This is a genomic window from Rahnella sp. GSA61A (assembly GCF_019969905.1).
Classification (GTDB): Bacteria; Pseudomonadota; Gammaproteobacteria; order Enterobacterales; family Enterobacteriaceae; genus Rahnella; species Rahnella aceris.
On the sequence record NZ_JAHXYO010000002.1, the window covers coordinates 41,422 to 57,796 of the forward strand.

General features: G+C 51.2%; 14 protein-coding genes. 7 read left to right on the top strand and 7 right to left on the bottom strand.

Annotated elements, in window-relative coordinates; all coding sequences use genetic code 11:
* The first annotated feature begins 51 nt into the window (after positions 1–51).
* Genes LC431_RS02270 through LC431_RS02280 form a run of 3 tightly spaced genes read left to right on the top strand, consistent with a single transcriptional unit; the run spans position 52 to position 2,556 of the window.
* Positions 52–780: a metal ABC transporter ATP-binding protein gene (locus tag LC431_RS02270; protein ID WP_173362112.1), complete on the top strand. Its 729-nt coding sequence runs from the start codon at positions 52–54 to the stop codon at positions 778–780.
* Positions 777–1,634, top strand: coding sequence for a metal ABC transporter permease (locus tag LC431_RS02275; RefSeq protein ID WP_013576613.1), 858 nt, complete (start codon positions 777–779; stop codon positions 1,632–1,634). Before LC431_RS02270 ends, LC431_RS02275 begins: the two co-directional genes overlap by 4 nt.
* Positions 1,635–1,677: 43 nt before the next feature.
* Positions 1,678–2,556, top strand: coding sequence for a metal ABC transporter substrate-binding protein (locus LC431_RS02280; RefSeq protein ID WP_013576612.1), 879 nt, complete (start codon positions 1,678–1,680; stop codon positions 2,554–2,556).
* Between the two features lie 124 nt (positions 2,557–2,680).
* Here the strand turns inward: LC431_RS02280 and ykgO are convergent, their stop codons facing one another.
* The 4 genes from ykgO to LC431_RS02300 all read right to left on the bottom strand — a co-directional run bounded on the left by ykgO (position 2,681) and on the right by LC431_RS02300 (position 7,562).
* Positions 2,681–2,821: a type B 50S ribosomal protein L36 gene (ykgO, locus tag LC431_RS02285; protein WP_013576611.1), complete on the bottom strand. Its 141-nt coding sequence runs from the start codon at positions 2,819–2,821 to the stop codon at positions 2,681–2,683.
* A 20-nt stretch (positions 2,822–2,841) separates the two neighbouring features.
* A complete protein-coding gene (locus LC431_RS02290) occupies positions 2,842–3,096 on the bottom strand; it encodes a type B 50S ribosomal protein L31 (RefSeq protein ID WP_013576610.1) in 255 nt (84 codons plus the stop codon).
* A gap of 121 nt (positions 3,097–3,217) precedes the next feature.
* Entirely contained in the window at positions 3,218–6,370 is a 3,153-nt protein-coding gene (gene acrB / locus LC431_RS02295) for a multidrug efflux RND transporter permease subunit AcrB (protein ID WP_013576609.1), read from the bottom strand.
* 16 nt (positions 6,371–6,386) lie between these two features.
* The gene (locus tag LC431_RS02300; RefSeq protein WP_013576608.1) at positions 6,387–7,562 is read right to left on the bottom strand and encodes an efflux RND transporter periplasmic adaptor subunit; all 1,176 of its coding nucleotides are present in this window, start codon (positions 7,560–7,562) and stop codon (positions 6,387–6,389) included.
* A 141-nt stretch (positions 7,563–7,703) separates the two neighbouring features.
* Here LC431_RS02300 and acrR point away from each other — a divergent pair, with 141 nt between their 5' ends.
* On the top strand, positions 7,704–8,342 hold the full coding sequence (gene acrR / locus LC431_RS02305) for a multidrug efflux transporter transcriptional repressor AcrR (RefSeq protein ID WP_013576607.1): 639 nt from the start codon (positions 7,704–7,706) through the stop codon (positions 8,340–8,342).
* 169 nt (positions 8,343–8,511) lie between these two features.
* The gene (mscK, locus tag LC431_RS02310; RefSeq protein WP_013576606.1) at positions 8,512–11,907 is read left to right on the top strand and encodes a mechanosensitive channel MscK; all 3,396 of its coding nucleotides are present in this window, start codon (positions 8,512–8,514) and stop codon (positions 11,905–11,907) included.
* A gap of 60 nt (positions 11,908–11,967) precedes the next feature.
* On the opposite strand, the gene rsmS is transcribed toward mscK, so the two are convergent.
* Together rsmS and priC are read right to left on the bottom strand one after the other, a co-directional pair.
* Positions 11,968–12,141: a pleiotropic regulatory protein RsmS gene (gene rsmS / locus LC431_RS02315; protein WP_015690305.1), complete on the bottom strand. Its 174-nt coding sequence runs from the start codon at positions 12,139–12,141 to the stop codon at positions 11,968–11,970.
* A gap of 95 nt (positions 12,142–12,236) precedes the next feature.
* Positions 12,237–12,773: a primosomal replication protein PriC gene (gene priC, locus LC431_RS02320; RefSeq protein ID WP_013576604.1), complete on the bottom strand. Its 537-nt coding sequence runs from the start codon at positions 12,771–12,773 to the stop codon at positions 12,237–12,239.
* Between the two features lie 114 nt (positions 12,774–12,887).
* Between priC and LC431_RS02325 the strand changes: the two genes are divergently transcribed.
* Positions 12,888–13,256 (top strand): DUF454 family protein, encoded by a 369-nt coding sequence (locus tag LC431_RS02325; protein ID WP_121019778.1) that lies wholly within the window; start codon positions 12,888–12,890, stop codon positions 13,254–13,256.
* Between the two features lie 183 nt (positions 13,257–13,439).
* On the top strand, positions 13,440–13,991 hold the full coding sequence (gene apt, locus LC431_RS02330) for an adenine phosphoribosyltransferase (protein ID WP_013576602.1): 552 nt from the start codon (positions 13,440–13,442) through the stop codon (positions 13,989–13,991).
* Positions 13,992–14,053: 62 nt separating this feature from the next.
* Here apt and LC431_RS02335 read toward each other — a convergent pair whose 3' ends face one another.
* Positions 14,054–16,117: an alpha-amylase gene (locus tag LC431_RS02335; protein ID WP_126125076.1), complete on the bottom strand. Its 2,064-nt coding sequence runs from the start codon at positions 16,115–16,117 to the stop codon at positions 14,054–14,056.
* Positions 16,118–16,375 lie beyond the last annotated feature (258 nt).

A 16,375-nucleotide genomic window follows, 5' to 3' on the forward strand; every position in this document is an offset into this window, starting at 1 on the left:
GGCTGTGCTCGCTTTGTTATGGGCAGCTATTTACTGGGCAATTTCACTACCATGATTTTTGTTAATGACCTCGAAGTGGGGTATGACCGTCAGGCGGTGGCCATGCCCCTTAACGGACAGTTTTGTCCGGGTTCCCTGACAGCTGTCATTGGTGCCAACGGTGCCGGGAAATCCACCTTTCTCAAAACATTAGCCGGTTTGCAGCAGGCTGTGGCAGGGAATATAACTTTCACGGGCGGGAAACGCCCCCGACTGGCGTATTTGCCACAGCAGGCTGAGCTGGATCGCAGTTTCCCTATCAGCGTGTTTGATCTGGTCGCGATGGGATGCTGGCCGCAAAGCGGGTTATTCGGTGGCATAAACCAACAGTCTGCGATAGCCGTCGATAAGGCGCTGGAGACGGTGGGGATGACGGAAATGTCGCATCTGCCCGTAGGATCGCTTTCTGGCGGGCAATTGCAACGTACGCTGTTTGCCCGCTTACTGGTGCAACAGGCACCCCTCATTATGCTTGATGAACCGTTCACAGGTATCGACACTCAAACCATCGATTTACTGTTAAAAGTCATCGCGCAATGGCATCAGGAAGGAAAAACTGTCATCGCGGTTTTGCATGATATTTCGATGGTTGCACGACACTTTCCGCACGTGCTTTACCTCAGTGGACAGCAGAATTTATGGGGAAGCGCACAGGATGTCCTCGGGCATTTTCCTCATCAGGCGCATGCCTGCATTTCGACAGAACCTTTCTCCCTGACGACGGGAGTCGCAAATTCATGATGCTTTTTCATCTGCTTGCCGATCCTTTCATTGAATTCGGTTTCATGCGGCGCGCTTTGATTGCCTGCATCGCATTATCAATCAGCGCCACGCCATTGGGCGTTTTCCTGTTATTACGCCGGATGAGTCTGGTGGGTGATGCACTTTCGCATGCTGTTTTACCCGGCGCAGCGATTGGCTATCTGATCTCGGGGATGTCGCTGGTCGCCATGGGGATTGGTGGTTTTATCGCAGGCCTGGCTGTTGCGATGCTGTCCGGGCTGGTGAGTCGTCGTACACAATTGAAAGAAGACGCCAGTTTCGCCGGTTTCTATCTTGGCTCTCTGGCACTTGGGGTCACGCTGGTTTCCCTGCGCGGTTCGAGCGTGGATCTTTTACATGTGCTGTTTGGCTCAATTCTTGCCATCGATTCCTCCGCCATGATTATGGTCGGTATTATCGCCAGTCTTTCTTTACTGGTCTTGGCATGCATTTACCGTGCACTGGTCATTGAGTCATTTGATTCGCTATTTCTGCGCGTCAGCGCCGGAAAATGGCTGGCAGCGATCCATGGAATGTTTCTGGCGCTGGTGGTGATCAATCTGGTGGCGGGTTTCCAGATCCTCGGCACTCTGATGTCTGTCGGGCTGATGATGTTGCCTGCCGCCAGTGCCCGTTTCTGGGCTCGCGACCTGCCTCATACCTTACTGAGCGCGATGATTATTGGTGTGATTGCCAGCGTTGTAGGACTCATCTGGTCTTATTATGCTTCGTTGCCCGCCGGGCCCGCGATAGTGCTGAGTGCGACAGTGATCTTCTTCATTTCGGTTTTATTCGGAAAGCGGGGCGGCATGTTAACCGCCTCGCGAAGTTAAGCAGCAATACGTTAATAAGCAGTACCACAATTAAGGGGACATGATGAAATTATTACCTGTATCACTCGCAGTAGCTGCCCTGCTGTCGAGTCCGCTGGCGATGGCTAAAACCGTCAATGCGGTAGCCAGCTTTTCAATTCTTGGAGATATCGTTCAGGAAGTGGGGGGGGAGCATGTGAAAGTCACGACGTTAGTCGGACCGGACGGTGACCCGCATAGCTTCGAACCTTCACCTAAAGACAGCAAAGCCATCAATGCGTCTGATGTTGTCTTTGTCAGCGGTCTGGGCCTGGAAGGGTGGATCGATCGCCTGGTGACTGCATCGGGTTATAAAGGTCATCTGGTAACAGCATCGGAAGGCGTAAATTCCCGCAAAATGGAAGAAGACGGTAAGCAAATCACCGATCCTCACGCATGGAACAGTATGGCGAATGGCGTGATTTATGCCACTAACGTGATGAATGCGCTGATCAAAGTGGATCCAGAAGATGCGGATTATTTCCGTCAGCGCGGCACTGCTTATATTGAACAATTGCAAAAGCTGGATGCGTGGGCAAAAACTGAATTTACCGGTATCCCACAGTCGAAACGTAAAGTGCTGACCAGCCATGATGCCTTCGGCTATTTTGGTCAGGAATATCACGTCAGCTTTATGGCGCCCGTTGGTTTTTCTACGGAAGCTGAAGCAAGTGCCAGTGGTGTGGCTTCTCTGATTAAGCAGATTAAAGCAGAGAAGGTGAAAACTTACTTCATCGAAAATCAGACCGACCCGCGTCTGGTTAAACAGATAGCAGCAGCCAGCGGTGCTGAGCCAGGGGGGGAGTTGTACCCTGAAGCATTGTCCGGCCCGAAAGGACCAGCGACAACTTACGTGAAAGCGTTTAAGCATAACGTTGAGACGATTGTCGCCAGCATGAAATAAGATCTTCGCTCCTCACGGCTATGCTGTGGGGAGCTTTACATCATGTCTTAGCATAAGAAAAAGCCCTGTCGGGCAAGCGACGGGGCTTTTGTTTTTAGTACAGAAGGAATGAGAAGACGAGGTGTTAACGCTTTTTCTTCTTACCTTGTACGGCTTTAAAACGTGGATTGCTTTTGCAAATCACATAAACCCTGCCTTTGCGGCGGACTACGCGGCAATCCGGATGACGATTTTTCGCTGAACGTAATGAACTCAGAACCTGCATAACGATTTCCCTGATGTCATTTATTTCTTACCGAGGAAGCTGCCGAAGCGTTGGTTAAAGCGCGCGGTACTGCCTTCTTTGGAATACTCTTTCTGCTTACCGGTGTAGTAAGGGTGAGAGGCTGAAGACACTTCAATGCTGATATACGGGTAGGTAGCCCCTTCCAGTTCAATGGTGCGGTCCGTCGAGATAGTCGAGCCAACTTTGAAGTATTCGTCAGCACTGGTGTCGTGAAAAACCACGGTGCGGTACGCAGGATGGATAGTGGGTTTCATAATGCCTCTAAGTGTTATGTTATACTATAACATTAATTATGCACTCATCCTTTTTCCGGTTCAAGTCTCAGGCGAAAAAAAAGGCCGCATAAGCGGCCTTTCGTTTAGATGGGAGATCCGGTTACAGCGTCGGATGCTCTACTTTGTGCGTATGTTCGATATCCTCGTTCTTCTTACCAAAGCGGCGACGAACCACCACGAAGAAGACCGGAACAAAGAAGATCGCCAGCAGGGTCGCCGTGATCATCCCGCCCATTACGCCGGTACCTACAGCGTTCTGTGAGCCGGAACCTGCACCGGAACTGATAACCAGCGGCATAACACCAAGGATGAACGCCAGCGATGTCATCAGGATCGGGCGCAGACGCATACGAACCGCTTCAAGCGTTGATTCGATAAGACCTTTGCCTTCTTTATCCATCAGGTCTTTGGCGAATTCAACAATCAATATGGCGTTCTTCGCAGACAGCCCGATAGTGGTCAGCAGACCCACCTGGAAGTATACGTCGTTGCTCAAACCGCGCATCGTAGCTGCAATAAGTGCACCGACAACACCGAGCGGAACCACCAGCATAACCGAGAACGGTATTGACCAGCTTTCGTACAACGCTGCCAGACACAGGAAGACGACGATCAGGGAGATAGCGTACAAGGCCGGAGCCTGGTTACCTGACAAACGTTCCTGATAAGACAGGCCAGTCCAGTCATAGCCGATACCGTTTGGCAGTTTAGAAGCCAGAGACTCCATCATCGCCATGGCAGCACCCGAACTTTTACCCGGAGCTGGCTGACCCAGAATTTCCATTGATGGCAGGCCGTTATAACGTTCCAGACGCGGTGAGCCGTATTCCCATTTCGCACTTGAGAACGCGGAGAACGGCACCATCTGGCCTGCGCTGCCACGGACATACAGATTGTTGATGTCTGATGGCAACATACGGTATTTATTTTCAGCCTGAACGTACACTTTCTTCACACGACCACGATCGATGAAGTCGTTGACGTAGCTACCACCAACCGAGGCACCCAATGTGGTGTTGATGTCGGAAATTGAAACGCCAAGTGCCGTTGCTTTTTCCTGATCAATCTCGATTTTGTACTGTGGTGTATCTTCCAGACCGTTCGGACGAACCTGAGTCAGCAAGTCAGGATGTTGAGCCACCATGCCCAGCAACTGGTTACGTGCTTGTGTCAGTTTGTCATGCCCAAGGTTAGCCTGGTCAATCAGCTGGAAGTCGAAGCCTGTCGCCGTACCCAACTCAACAATCGCGGGTAAGTTGAACGGGAACACCAGTGCATCTTTAATGGTACTGAACGCACCCATTGCACGGCCTGCAATCGCAGGAACCTTGTTTTCAGCGCCGCTACGCTCAGACCAGTCTTTCAGACTGACGAACGCGATACCGGTATTCTGACCACGACCTGCGAAGCCAAAGCCGTTAACCGTAAACACCGAGTTCACGTTCGCTTTTTCTTTGTTCAGATAGTAATCGGTAACTTCATCGAGCACTTTCTGCGTACGTTCCTGGGTTGCACCTGCTGGCAACTGCGCCATGGTCAGGAATACACCCTGGTCTTCTTCCGGCAGGAAGGAGGTTGGCAGGCGGATAAACAGGAATGCCATGCCGACAACGATCAACAGATAAATCACCAGATAACGACCGGTGCTGCGCAGAATGTTGCCTACGCTGTCGGTGTAGTGGTGCGTACTTTGCTCGAATTTCTTGTTAAACCAGCCGAAGAAACCTTTCTTCTCGTGATGCTCGCCTTTGGCAACCGGCTTAAGCATGGTCGCACAAAGCGCAGGCGTCAGGATCATCGCCACCAGAACCGACAGCACCATGGCAGAAACGATGGTGATGGAGAACTGACGGTAGATAACACCGGTTGAACCGCCGAAGAAGGCCATCGGGATGAATACTGCGGACAGCACCATCGCGATACCGACCAATGCACCCTGGATCTGCTCCATGGATTTTTTGGTGGCTTCTTTAGGCGGCAGCCCTTCTTCGACCATGACGCGTTCGACGTTCTCGACGACGACGATGGCGTCATCGACGAGCAAGCCTATCGCGAGCACCATCCCGAACATCGTCAGGGTGTTTATCGAATAACCGAATGCCGCCAGGATTGCAAAGGTGCCCAGCAAGACCACAGGAACCGCGATCGTTGGGATCAGGGTTGCGCGGAAGTTTTGCAGGAACAGGAACATCACCAGGAATACCAGGACGATGGCCTCGAACAGCGTTTTACCGACTTCTTTAATCGAGATTTTTACGAACGGCGTAGTGTCGTATGGGTAAACAACTTCTAAGCCAGCCGGGAAGAACGGTTCAAGTTTAGCCAGCGTGGCTTTTACAGACGCTGCGGTGTTCAGGGCGTTCGCACCCGTTGCCAGTTTGATACCCAAACCTGACGCAGGTTGTCCGTTAAAACGGGCAATAACGTCGTAGTTTTCACCACCGAGTTCGATTTTAGCCACATCTTTCAGGCGAACCTGAGAACCATCCTGATTCACTTTCAGAATGATTTTGCCGAATTCATCCGGTGACTTCAGACGGGTCTGGGCCACGATAGAGGAGTTCAACTGCTGGCCCGGAACCGGTGGCGTACCACCCAACTGACCGGCTGCAATCTGGTTGTTCTGAACTTTGATGGCGTTAATCACGTCCACCGGCGTCAGCTGGAAGTTGTTCAGTTTGTTCGGATCCATCCAGATACGCATCGCGTACTGAGCACCAAACAGCTGAACGTCACCCACACCGGCGGTACGGCTGATAGGATCCTTGACGTTGGAACCGACGTAGTCGGCGATGTCATCCTGAGTCATTGAACCATTGTTGGAAATAAAACCGGCCACCATCAGGAAGCTGCTGCTCGATTTCTCAACGGAGATACCCTGTTGCTGAACTTCCTGCGGCAGCAACGGCGTTGCGAGCTGCAGTTTGTTCTGAACCTGTACCTGTGCGATATCCGCGTCAGTACCTGAAGCAAAGGTCAGGGTAATCTGAACAGTACCGGATGAATCACTGGTCGACGACATGTACATCATGTTGTCGATACCGTTCATGTTCTGTTCAATAACCTGAGTAACGGTATCCTGTACCGTCTGCGCATCCGCGCCCGGATAGGTTGCGGTCAGCTGTATAGCCGGTGGCGCAACGGTTGGATACTGCGCAATTGGCAATTTAAGAATTGCCAATCCCCCCGCCAACATGATTATGATGGCGATCACCCATGCAAAGATGGGACGATCTATAAAAAACTTAGCCATGAATTACCGGCTCCTATTAAGACTTCGTCGCTGTAGCGGGCGCTGCTGCGTTTTGATCGACTTCCTGTGCAGTAACCTGTACGCCTGGCTTAATTTTTTGCAGTCCTGTCACGATAACTTTATCGCCACTTTTTAAACCGTCGGTAACAACCCATTTGTCGCCAATAGCTTGTGTTGTGGTCACAGTACGAAGTTCAACTTTATTGTCAGCGCCGATAACCATCGCTGTTGCATCACCACGTGGGTTACGGGTGATACCTTGCTGCGGAACCAGCAGTGCGTTGTTGTTAACACCTTCATCAAGACGTGCGCGCACAAACATACCCGGCAGCAGGGAATCATTTGGATTCGGGAAGATGGCTCGTAAAGTAATGGAACCGGTGGTTTCATCAACAGTCACATCAGAGAATTCTAATGTACCCGGCTGTGAATATTCTTTACCGTTATCCATCAGCAGTTTGACTTGCGCTTTACCGTCAGCCTGTTTCAGTGAACCGTCAGCCAGTTCCTGTTTCAGACGCAGGAAATCATTGCTGGACTGTGTTACGTCAACGTAGATAGGGTCGAGCTGTTGCACGGTTGCCAGCGCAGTGGCCTGGCCGTTAGACACCAGCGCACCTTCTGTCACAGACGATTTACCGATACGTCCGCTGATCGGGGAGGTCACTTTGGTGTAAGCGAGATTGATGCGTGCAGACTCAACGGCTGCTTTCGCACTGACTACTGCAGCATCAGCCTGTGCCGCAGTTGCGACAGCCGTATCGTAATCTTGCTTGCTGATGTAACTGGTACCGAGCAGAGGCTTGTAACGTGTCACGGTAAGACGGGAAATTTGTGCATTCGCCTGAGCTTTTACCAGATCGCCTTTAGCGCTGTCATACGCGGCCTGATAAGTGGCAGGATCAATTTGATATAAGGAGGTACCGGCTTTGATGTCGCTACCTTCAACGAAGTTACGTTTGAGAATGATACCGTTAACCTGCGGGCGCACTTCAGCAATGCGAAAAGCAGCAGTACGACCAGGAAGTTCGGTAGTCACATTAAGCGGTTCAGTTTTCAGGGTAACGACGCCAACCTGCGGAGCCTGTGGCGCACCTTGCTGAGCTTCTTTATCGTTACATCCTGTAAGTGCTAAGCTTCCGGATAGCATCAGAACTACCGCCAGAGGCGTTAACCCTCTGTTTTTGTTCATAAATAAACCTCAAGTGTCCGATTTCAAATTGTCCAATGGATCACAACATCCCAAATCCATTGCTGCGCTTTTAGTATGTGCGTGCTATGTTACATACATTCAAGAATGTATGTAAATCAAACTCCCCATAAAGATAAACCTATGGCACGAAAAACCAAATCACAGGCACTGGAAACCAGACAACAGATTCTGGATGCTGCTGTGCGTGAATTTTCTGCCCGTGGAGTATCGTCGACATCACTGACTGATATTGCAAATGCAGCCGGTGTGACGCGGGGCGCAATTTATTGGCATTTCAGGAACAAAGTGGAACTGTTTAACGCGATCTGGGAAGCTTATGAATCCCGGATAAAAGTGCTCGAAGTAGAGTATCAGACAAAGTTTCCGAATAATCCACTGCGTATTTTGCGCGAAATCCTTATTTACATACTGGTCGCCACCGTCACAGATAGCCAGCGTAAAGCATTGATGGAGATTATATTCCATAAATGTGAATTTGTTGGGGAGATGACATCGGTTCATGAAGCGCGCAAAGCGCTCTATATGGAAGGATACGGTAAAATTGAGCGTATTCTCGTACGCTGCATAGAAGAAAAGCAACTCCCGGCCAATCTCGATACCCGCCAGGCCGCAGTTATTTTACGCGCCTATCTCTCCGGTTTAATGGAAAACTGGTTATTTATTCCTGAAAGCTTTGATTTAGAAGGCAATGCCGGAAGGTTTGTGGATACGTATATAGATATGCTTCGCCACTCATCCTTTCTTACCATGATAAAATAACGTCTTACTGCTTTCCGCTGTATTAATAAGCCTGCAAATCTGTTCTCCATTTTGGCGACAAAATAAACACACTGATGTTGTATTCAGATACGCTTTTCTCCTTCCTTTCATCGTGAACGCTGCTATTGTCATCACCTATTATTCATTTGGTATGAGTTGACACCGACGTATGTTTATCTGGTTTCTGGCCGCCGCTTCTGACGTAATTTCTCTCCTGAAAAAAAAGGGAATGGCAGGTTTTTTTACGTTTGTGATATGCGTTGCATTGTTTCTTTTCTCCTTCCCCGGTCATGCTGCCAGTAATGATATTCCGGGCCGTAATGAAGTTCAAAACCAGCTTGATGCGTTAAATCGCCAAAAAAACCTGACGCCGGTCGATAAGCTATCGCAACAGGATTTGATCCACACGCTGGAATACCTTGATGCGCTTGATCGGGTGAAACAGGAAGTTAATCAGCTGCAAAAACAGGTCGCAGAAGCACCGCAGAAATTACGGGTGGCGATGGATGGCCTCGAGCAAATCAAAAACAACCCCAAAGATGACGTCAACAAAGCGCAACTTGGCGCTTTATCGCTGCGTCAGCTGGAAAATCGTCTTAACGATACCCTCGATGATCTTCAGTCTTCTCAGGAAGATTTATCCACATTCAATACCCAGCTGATTTCCCTGCAAACCCAGCCGGAACGCGTGCAGAACGCGATGTACACCTATTCGCTGGCTATCCAGAAAATCCGCAATCAGCTCAATGGCATGTCGCCTGGTCAGCAAGATTTACGAACTACTCAGCAAAATATGCTCGTGACGCAGCAGGCTTTGCTGACTGCGCAGATTGATCTGCAACGTAAGAGCCTCGAGGCCAACACTACGTTACAGGATTTACTGCAAAAACAACGCGATTACACCAATGCGCACATCAGCCAGCTGGAACATACCGCGCAGCTGTTGCAGGAAGTGGTCAACGGAAAACGGCTGATTTTGTCTGAACGCACGGCAAAAGAAGCACAGACCCCGGACGACACCTCGGACATCCAAAATGATCCGCTTGTTGCGCAGGAACTGGGGATTAACCGCCAGCTCAGTGAACGCCTGATTGCCGCCACGGAAGAGGGCAACCAACTGGTGCAGAAAAACATCACGGTGAAAAACTGGCTCGACCGTTCGGCGCAGGCTGAGCATGACCTCAAAGAGCAAATCACTGTACTGAAGGGCAGTTTATTGCTGTCGCGCATTTTATATCAGCAACAACAAAATACCATCCCGCCTTCCGGCCTGATAACGGACATGAGCACGCACATTGCCGATCTGCGTCTCGAACAGTTCAAGATCAATCAGCAGCGTGATGCCTTATTCCAGGGCGACAGCTACATTCAGGGCGTAGTGGCCAACAGCAAAGAGACGATTAACGGCGATATCAGTGATGCACTGGATCAGATTGTCGACATGCGACGTGAGCTACTTGATCAACTGAATAAACAGCTCGGTAATCAGCTGTCGCTGGCCATCAGTTTGCAGATTAACCAGCAACAATTGCTGAGCATCAACCAGTCGCTGACCGAAACGCTGACCCAGCAAATTTTTTGGGTGAGCAGCAATAAACCGATGAACTGGGAGTTCATCAAGTCATTGCCAGATGAAGTGAAAAATCAGCTGAGCAGCCTGCATGTCAGTATTCCGCCGGGTGAGCTGATGCTGGGTGCACTGCATTCCCTGCCGGTGACCATTCCGCTGTTAACCGTAATTTTGTTGCTGCTGTGGCGCAGGAAATATATTAACCAGCGGATTGAAATGTTGAGCAATGATGTCGGACAGCTCAAGCGGGACAGCCAATTGCATACGCCGCAGGCGCTGGCATTAATGGCGCTGAATGTTTTGCCCGGCGTCCTGCTGATGCTCGGCATCGGCTACTGGCTTTCAGTGTGTGATATCGAGCCGAGTGATTTCTTCTGGACACTGGCGCAACGGTTGGCGGTTTTCCAGCTGGTGATGGGCTTTTGTTATCGAATTCTCAAACCGGGCGGCATAAATGAACGGCACTTCAATACGCCGGCGGCCACTTGTGCTCACTATCGTCGTTCTGTCATTCGTCTGAGTCTGGTGATGTTACCGCTGATTTTCTGGTCGGTACGCGGTGAGAAAGCGCCGCTCGGGCTGGTGGATGACATCATCGGTCAGGTCGTGATTTTCCTGACGATGCTAGCCCTGACTGTTCTGGTTTTCCCGATTGCGCGCGATGGCTGGCGTGAAAAAGATTCGCACAGTATTCGGCTGGTGGTGGTGACGGCGATTGCCCTGGCACCGATTTTCTTCGTCGGATTGGTGGTCAGCGGGTATTTTTACACCACGTTGCGACTGGCAGGTCGCTGGATTGACAGCCTGTATCTGCTGATTTTCTGGAACATTGCCTATCTTGCGGCATTGCGCGGACTCAGTGTTGCCGCGCGGCGCCTGGCTTATCGCCGAGCGCTGGCGCGTCGCCAGACCATAGCGGCGAAAGATGGCGCGGAGGGCAACGAGCCAGTCGAAGAGCCGCAGATCGGGTTGGATCAGATCAACCAGCAGTCATTACGCCTGACCACGATGGGCCTGTTCTTTATCTTCGCGACAGTGTTTTACTGGATTTGGTCGGATTTGCTGACGGTGATTTCGTATCTGGACAGCATTACCTTGTGGCATTACTCCAGCACGGTGGCGGGCGCGGTCATTCAGCAAACGGTGACGCTGGGGAATTTCCTGCTCGGTTTCCTCGCGGTGATTGTGGCGTATGTATTAACGCGAAATTTGCCGGGATTGCTTGAGGTTGTCGTGTTGTCGCGGCTGCAATTGCGGCAGGGGACGTCCTACGCCATTACGACCATTCTGACCTATTCGATTACGGTGATTGGCGCAGTGACAGCGCTCGGATCGCTCGGTGTCTCGTGGGATAAATTGCAATGGCTGGTGGCCGCGCTGTCGGTGGGGCTGGGCTTTGGTTTGCAGGAGATCTTCGCGAACTTTGTTTCAGGGCTGATCATTCTCTTCGAACGCCCGGTGCGTATTGGCGATACCGTGACCATCGGGACATTCTCAGGCACCGTCAGCCGCATTCGTATCCGTGCGACTACGATTATCGATTTCGACCGCAAAGAAGTGATCATCCCGAATAAAGCGTTTGTGACCGAGCGGCTGATCAACTGGTCGTTGAGCGACACCGTCACCCGCGTGTTGATCAAACTCGGTGTGGCGTATGGTTCCGATCTCGACAAAGTGAAAGAGATCTTATTGCAGGCGGCGCATGAAAATGCCCGTGTGATGAGTGACCCCGCGCCATTGGTGTTCTTCCTGAATTTCGGGGCCAGCACGCTCGATCACGAACTGCGAGTGTATGTGCGTGAGCTGGGGGATCGCAGTTATACCGTGGATGAACTTAACCGCAGCATTGATAAGCTTTGCCGCGAAAACGGCATTAATATCGCGTTCAATCAGCTGGAGGTGTATCTGCATAATCAGGACGGCAGTGAAGTGCAGGAAGTGAAACGTGTAATGCGACAACCGGGCGATGAACCGGATGCATTGCCACAGAGCTGAGAAATTCGGTGCCATTCAGGGGAAATTGACGGGTTCCCCTGAAGCAGGCAGCCGGTCAGCTTAAAGGTAACTGATCGAAAGCGTACTCTTACTGTTTTTCAACTTTTCCTGATAATCGCGTTGTACGATTTCCAGCGCCGCAAGCGCGGTTTCAGGGGCAATTTCATTGCACTCAAGCAGGTAAATCAAATCGACAGCAAGCTGAAGTTCGGGGGGCGCATTTTCTACGGACATATAGGCCAACATTATGATTAGCAGGTTTTGGACTTACTATTATAGATAAGAAAAGGTCCGGCCTGAATGCCGGATTAAAAAAATGTGATAAAGATTCAAAAACCTTTTTCCTGCCGCTCGATTTGTCTCTCTATTTTGGCCAGCGCCTGACGACAACGCATTAAACGTCCTTCGAGCGCCGCCAGTTCCTTCTGCACCCGCTGCTGATCGCTGAATGTCGCCAGCTGACCCAGCGTGGTTTCCCGATCTTCAATCATCGCAATCAGACGTCGCTCGAACTGCTGAGTTTCCGCCAGTTTGGTGTAATTATCATGGCTTTTGCGTTCCGGTGTCTGGTGCGTTTTGCGCAGAGACTGGGTCGCCAGTTCGCGCTGCATGGCGGTAATTTGTGCCACCAGCCGTTCGGCGATAAACGCCACCTGCGCAGAGCGTTTTTCGAGTACTTCCTGATTCAGTTGCCGCAAATTGGTTTTAATTTCTGCCAGATAATCGCGCAACCGGGTGCCTTTGGTTGAGAAAAGTGCGACATCAAACCGTGCCTGTGAGGCGGAAACATGGCCGATCGGTTCAATTTCCCGAGCCAGTGTTTCGATCTGCTGATCGAGGACATGTAAAATTCGTTCTGTGCTCACGATAATCTCCCTTAAACTCTGGCGTAGCTTACCGGTATGACAGCCTCTGCGCACTTGTTTACACTGAGAAACCGTAAATCGGCTATGCAGCCTGTTTTAAGCTGAAGGAAATGCATGAAACGCGTACTACTGATTACCGTTGGCTGGTTGTGTGTGGTGCTGGCGACGCTCGGCGTGGTGTTACCGTTGTTGCCGACAACCCCCTTTTTACTGCTGGCGGCCTGGTGCTTTGCCCGGTCCTCACCCCGTTTCCATCAGTGGTTATTGTACCGCTCATGGTTTGGCAGCTATCTGCGCCACTGGCAGACACATCGCGCGTTACCGAAAGGTGTAAAACCGAAAGCGGTTGCGCTGATTGTGGTGACTTTCGCGATTTCGATTTATTTCGTACCATTATGGTGGGTGCGTATTTTATTGGTTTGCATGATGTTTTCGCTGCTGATCATGATGTGGCGATTACCTGTGGTTGACCTTGAGCAATAAAACAGGCGATCATGTCCGGCTGCGGGTTGCTTTTTAAAGCAGCTTTGCATAGATTTGGGCATCTCGTACGTCGGTGCGCTCCCAATTTCCTTCCTTGAACGACATGCTTTATACAGGCATGGCGGGGGACATTTGACCGCCCGCGTTTAAGTATGAACAGCAGCTTTATCAGGCAATTACATTATGACCGCTACCGCACAGCAGCTACAGTTTATTAAAGACAGTATCAAAACCATCCCTGACTATCCTAAGCCAGGCATACTGTTCCGTGACGTCACCAGCTTGCTGGAAGACCCAAAAGCTTACGCTGCAAGCATTCAGTTACTGGCCGATCGTTACCGCGATGCTGGCGTCACCAAAGTGGTGGGCACTGAAGCACGAGGTTTCCTGTTTGGCGCACCGGTTGCGCTGGTTCTGGGCGTGGGCTTTGTTCCCGTGCGTAAACCGGGCAAATTACCGCGTGAAACCATCAGCGAAACCTACGATCTTGAATACGGCACTGACAGTCTTGAAATCCACGTTGATGCGATTCAACCTGGCGAAAAAATTCTGGTGATCGACGATTTGCTGGCAACAGGCGGCACGATTGAAGCCACCGCGAAACTGATCCGTCGTCTGGGGGGAGAAGTGACTGATGCTGCATTCATCATTAACCTGCCGGAACTGGGCGGTGAAAAACGCCTGAACGATTCAAATATCAACTGCTACAGCCTGGTCTGTTTCGACGGCCACTGATTCATGCGCGTTGATGTGAACTGGCCTCGCCGTTAACGCGAGGCCTTTTGCTTTCTGCGCCGTTATTTCCCTCTTTCTTCTGCCCAGACCACCATTATTTTATCGTCACCTTGCTGACGGCTGAAGGCATAATATTGCGCCGTCAGCTGCGATTTCTGCACGCCTGCGCCAACCGCCGGATGTTGTTCCCTGAAAGTTCCCAGTTTTTGCCAATGCTTCAGTAAAGCCTGTTTCGGGCCGGTCAGCTCACTCCAGTTCATGTCAGAACGCGTTCCCTGTAAAGGATCTGAACCCGTCGCGCCAAACTGGCGACCACTTTCATCGCCGTAATAAATCTGCACCGCGCCGGGTGCCAGTAGCAAGAAATCTGCGGCGCGCTGCTGTAACGGTAGAGAACCTTTGGCATCGGCAGCGAAAAACAGCCGGGTATCATGCGATGACAAATAACTGAGGACATTGAAATCCTGCATTTTCTCCGCCATCTGCTGATAAGTTGCATCGATGCTGGCAAAACAACTCAGCGCCGCCGCGGCCTGATCCTGAAAATCAAAATTAATCATTGCGTCAAAACCATTGGCGTAATAATCGCTTTTCATCACACCGTGGCCCCATGCCTCGCCGGTCATCCAGAATGGTGCGTCATCCAGCGCCTTTGCAGGATTGGCCGTTTTCCATTGCTTCAGGGCTTCGGCTGAACGGTCTTTGAGTAATGCCAGTGTCGCTTTTTCGACGTGTTTGGCGGTATCCACACGGAATCCATCTATGCCGTAATCCCGTACCCACTGACTGAGCCAGGTGACCAGATAATCACGCGGTGTTGCACCGGGAATTTCACGTGCGGCCGTATCGGGTTTGTTGCGATAGAAAACGGGCAGGCCGCTGGCTTGCGTCGATTCCGTTTTAATATCCGGCAGGAAGGCCAATGACATCGTCAGATCGTCATAACCGGGCGAGTCATAGTCACCAATGTCGGTGCGGATCCATTTTTTCCCCCACCAGGTGCTCCAGCCGTCTTTGTCGCCGAAATTAATATAATCATTAAAACTGTGCCAGTTCTGGCCTGGACCGGGCTTCCAGTCAGTCCAGTTTTTGCCGAGTGTTTTTCCGATGTCATCACCTTTCAGATATAACGAGCCGAACTGGAAGGTTTGCATGTCTGCCAGCGTGGCATAGCCGGTGTGATTGACGACAACGTCAAATAAAATGCGGATCCCACGTTTGTGCGCTTCGCTGACCAGTTTCTGTAAATCTTCGCCGGTGCCCATATTGGCATCGAGTTTTGTCCAGTCGAGCGTGTAATAGCCGTGATAGGCATAATGCGGGAAGTCGCCTTTGGTGCCGCCGCCGACCCAACCGTGGATCTGCTCGAGCGGCGAACTGATCCAAAGTGCGTTAACGCCGAGCTGTTGCAGATAGTCGAGTTTGCTGGTCAGCCCGGCCAGATCACCGCCGTGGAAAGTGCCGATTTCCTGCATTCCGTCACTGTGACGGCCATAGCTGTGATCGTTATCCGGATTGCCGTTTTCAAAGCGATCGGTCAGTACGAAATACACCGTGGCGTTTTTCCAGCTAAACGCCGCGGGCGCTTTGCGCTCTGCTGTTTCCAGTAACAACAGGCCGCCGCTGGCCGGATCCGGCATCATGGTGATGTGGCCGCCGCTGACCTGTGTGCTCTGACCAGAATAAAAATCGCGAACAGTTTCACCCTCAGCAAAAGTGCCGGAGACATCGACGGTCAGCGGTTTTCCATCTCCACGCGGACAGGTTTTCGCCACCGGGGCGACGGTTTCCTCCACCGTTTTCAAACTGAGCTGAAGCGTGGGTGTGCCGCTGCGGGTATCAATTCGAACCTGATAATCCCCCGCGCGGAACAGTTTCCAGTTAACCGGCACCTGGCTTTCACAAGGTTGCAGCGACAGCATTTCGTTAAGCTTTACCGCACCCGTGGGTTGCCAGCACTGATTATCCTGATGTAATTCCAGTGTGCGTTGTCCCTTAGGTAATGTGGCGTGGCTGGTGAATATTCCGCTGACCGGTTCGGCGAAACCGGGGAAGCCTTGCAGCGTCCAGTCGGCCTGTGCGGCGGGAGAAATGAGCAATAATAAAGGCAGTGTCAGGTGTTTCATGGCTCTCCTTACGAAAGGCAGGAAGCATTATCAGAACAGAGGTGAATTTAAGTGTAATGAGTGGGCAAAATTTGCCCTCATCCCGTGAGGCGAATTGTCAGGAGGAGGAGGAAGGTGGAGAAACTGCGGCGCGCTGCGCAAAAAGTAAAGTAATAGGAATGATGGCGACCCTGCTGGTACACTAAGAAGTGGCAGTCTGGCTCCGGCATCATTATGCTGAGTCTTCAGTCTCCGTTTCGCAGACCAGCGCAGAAAGAC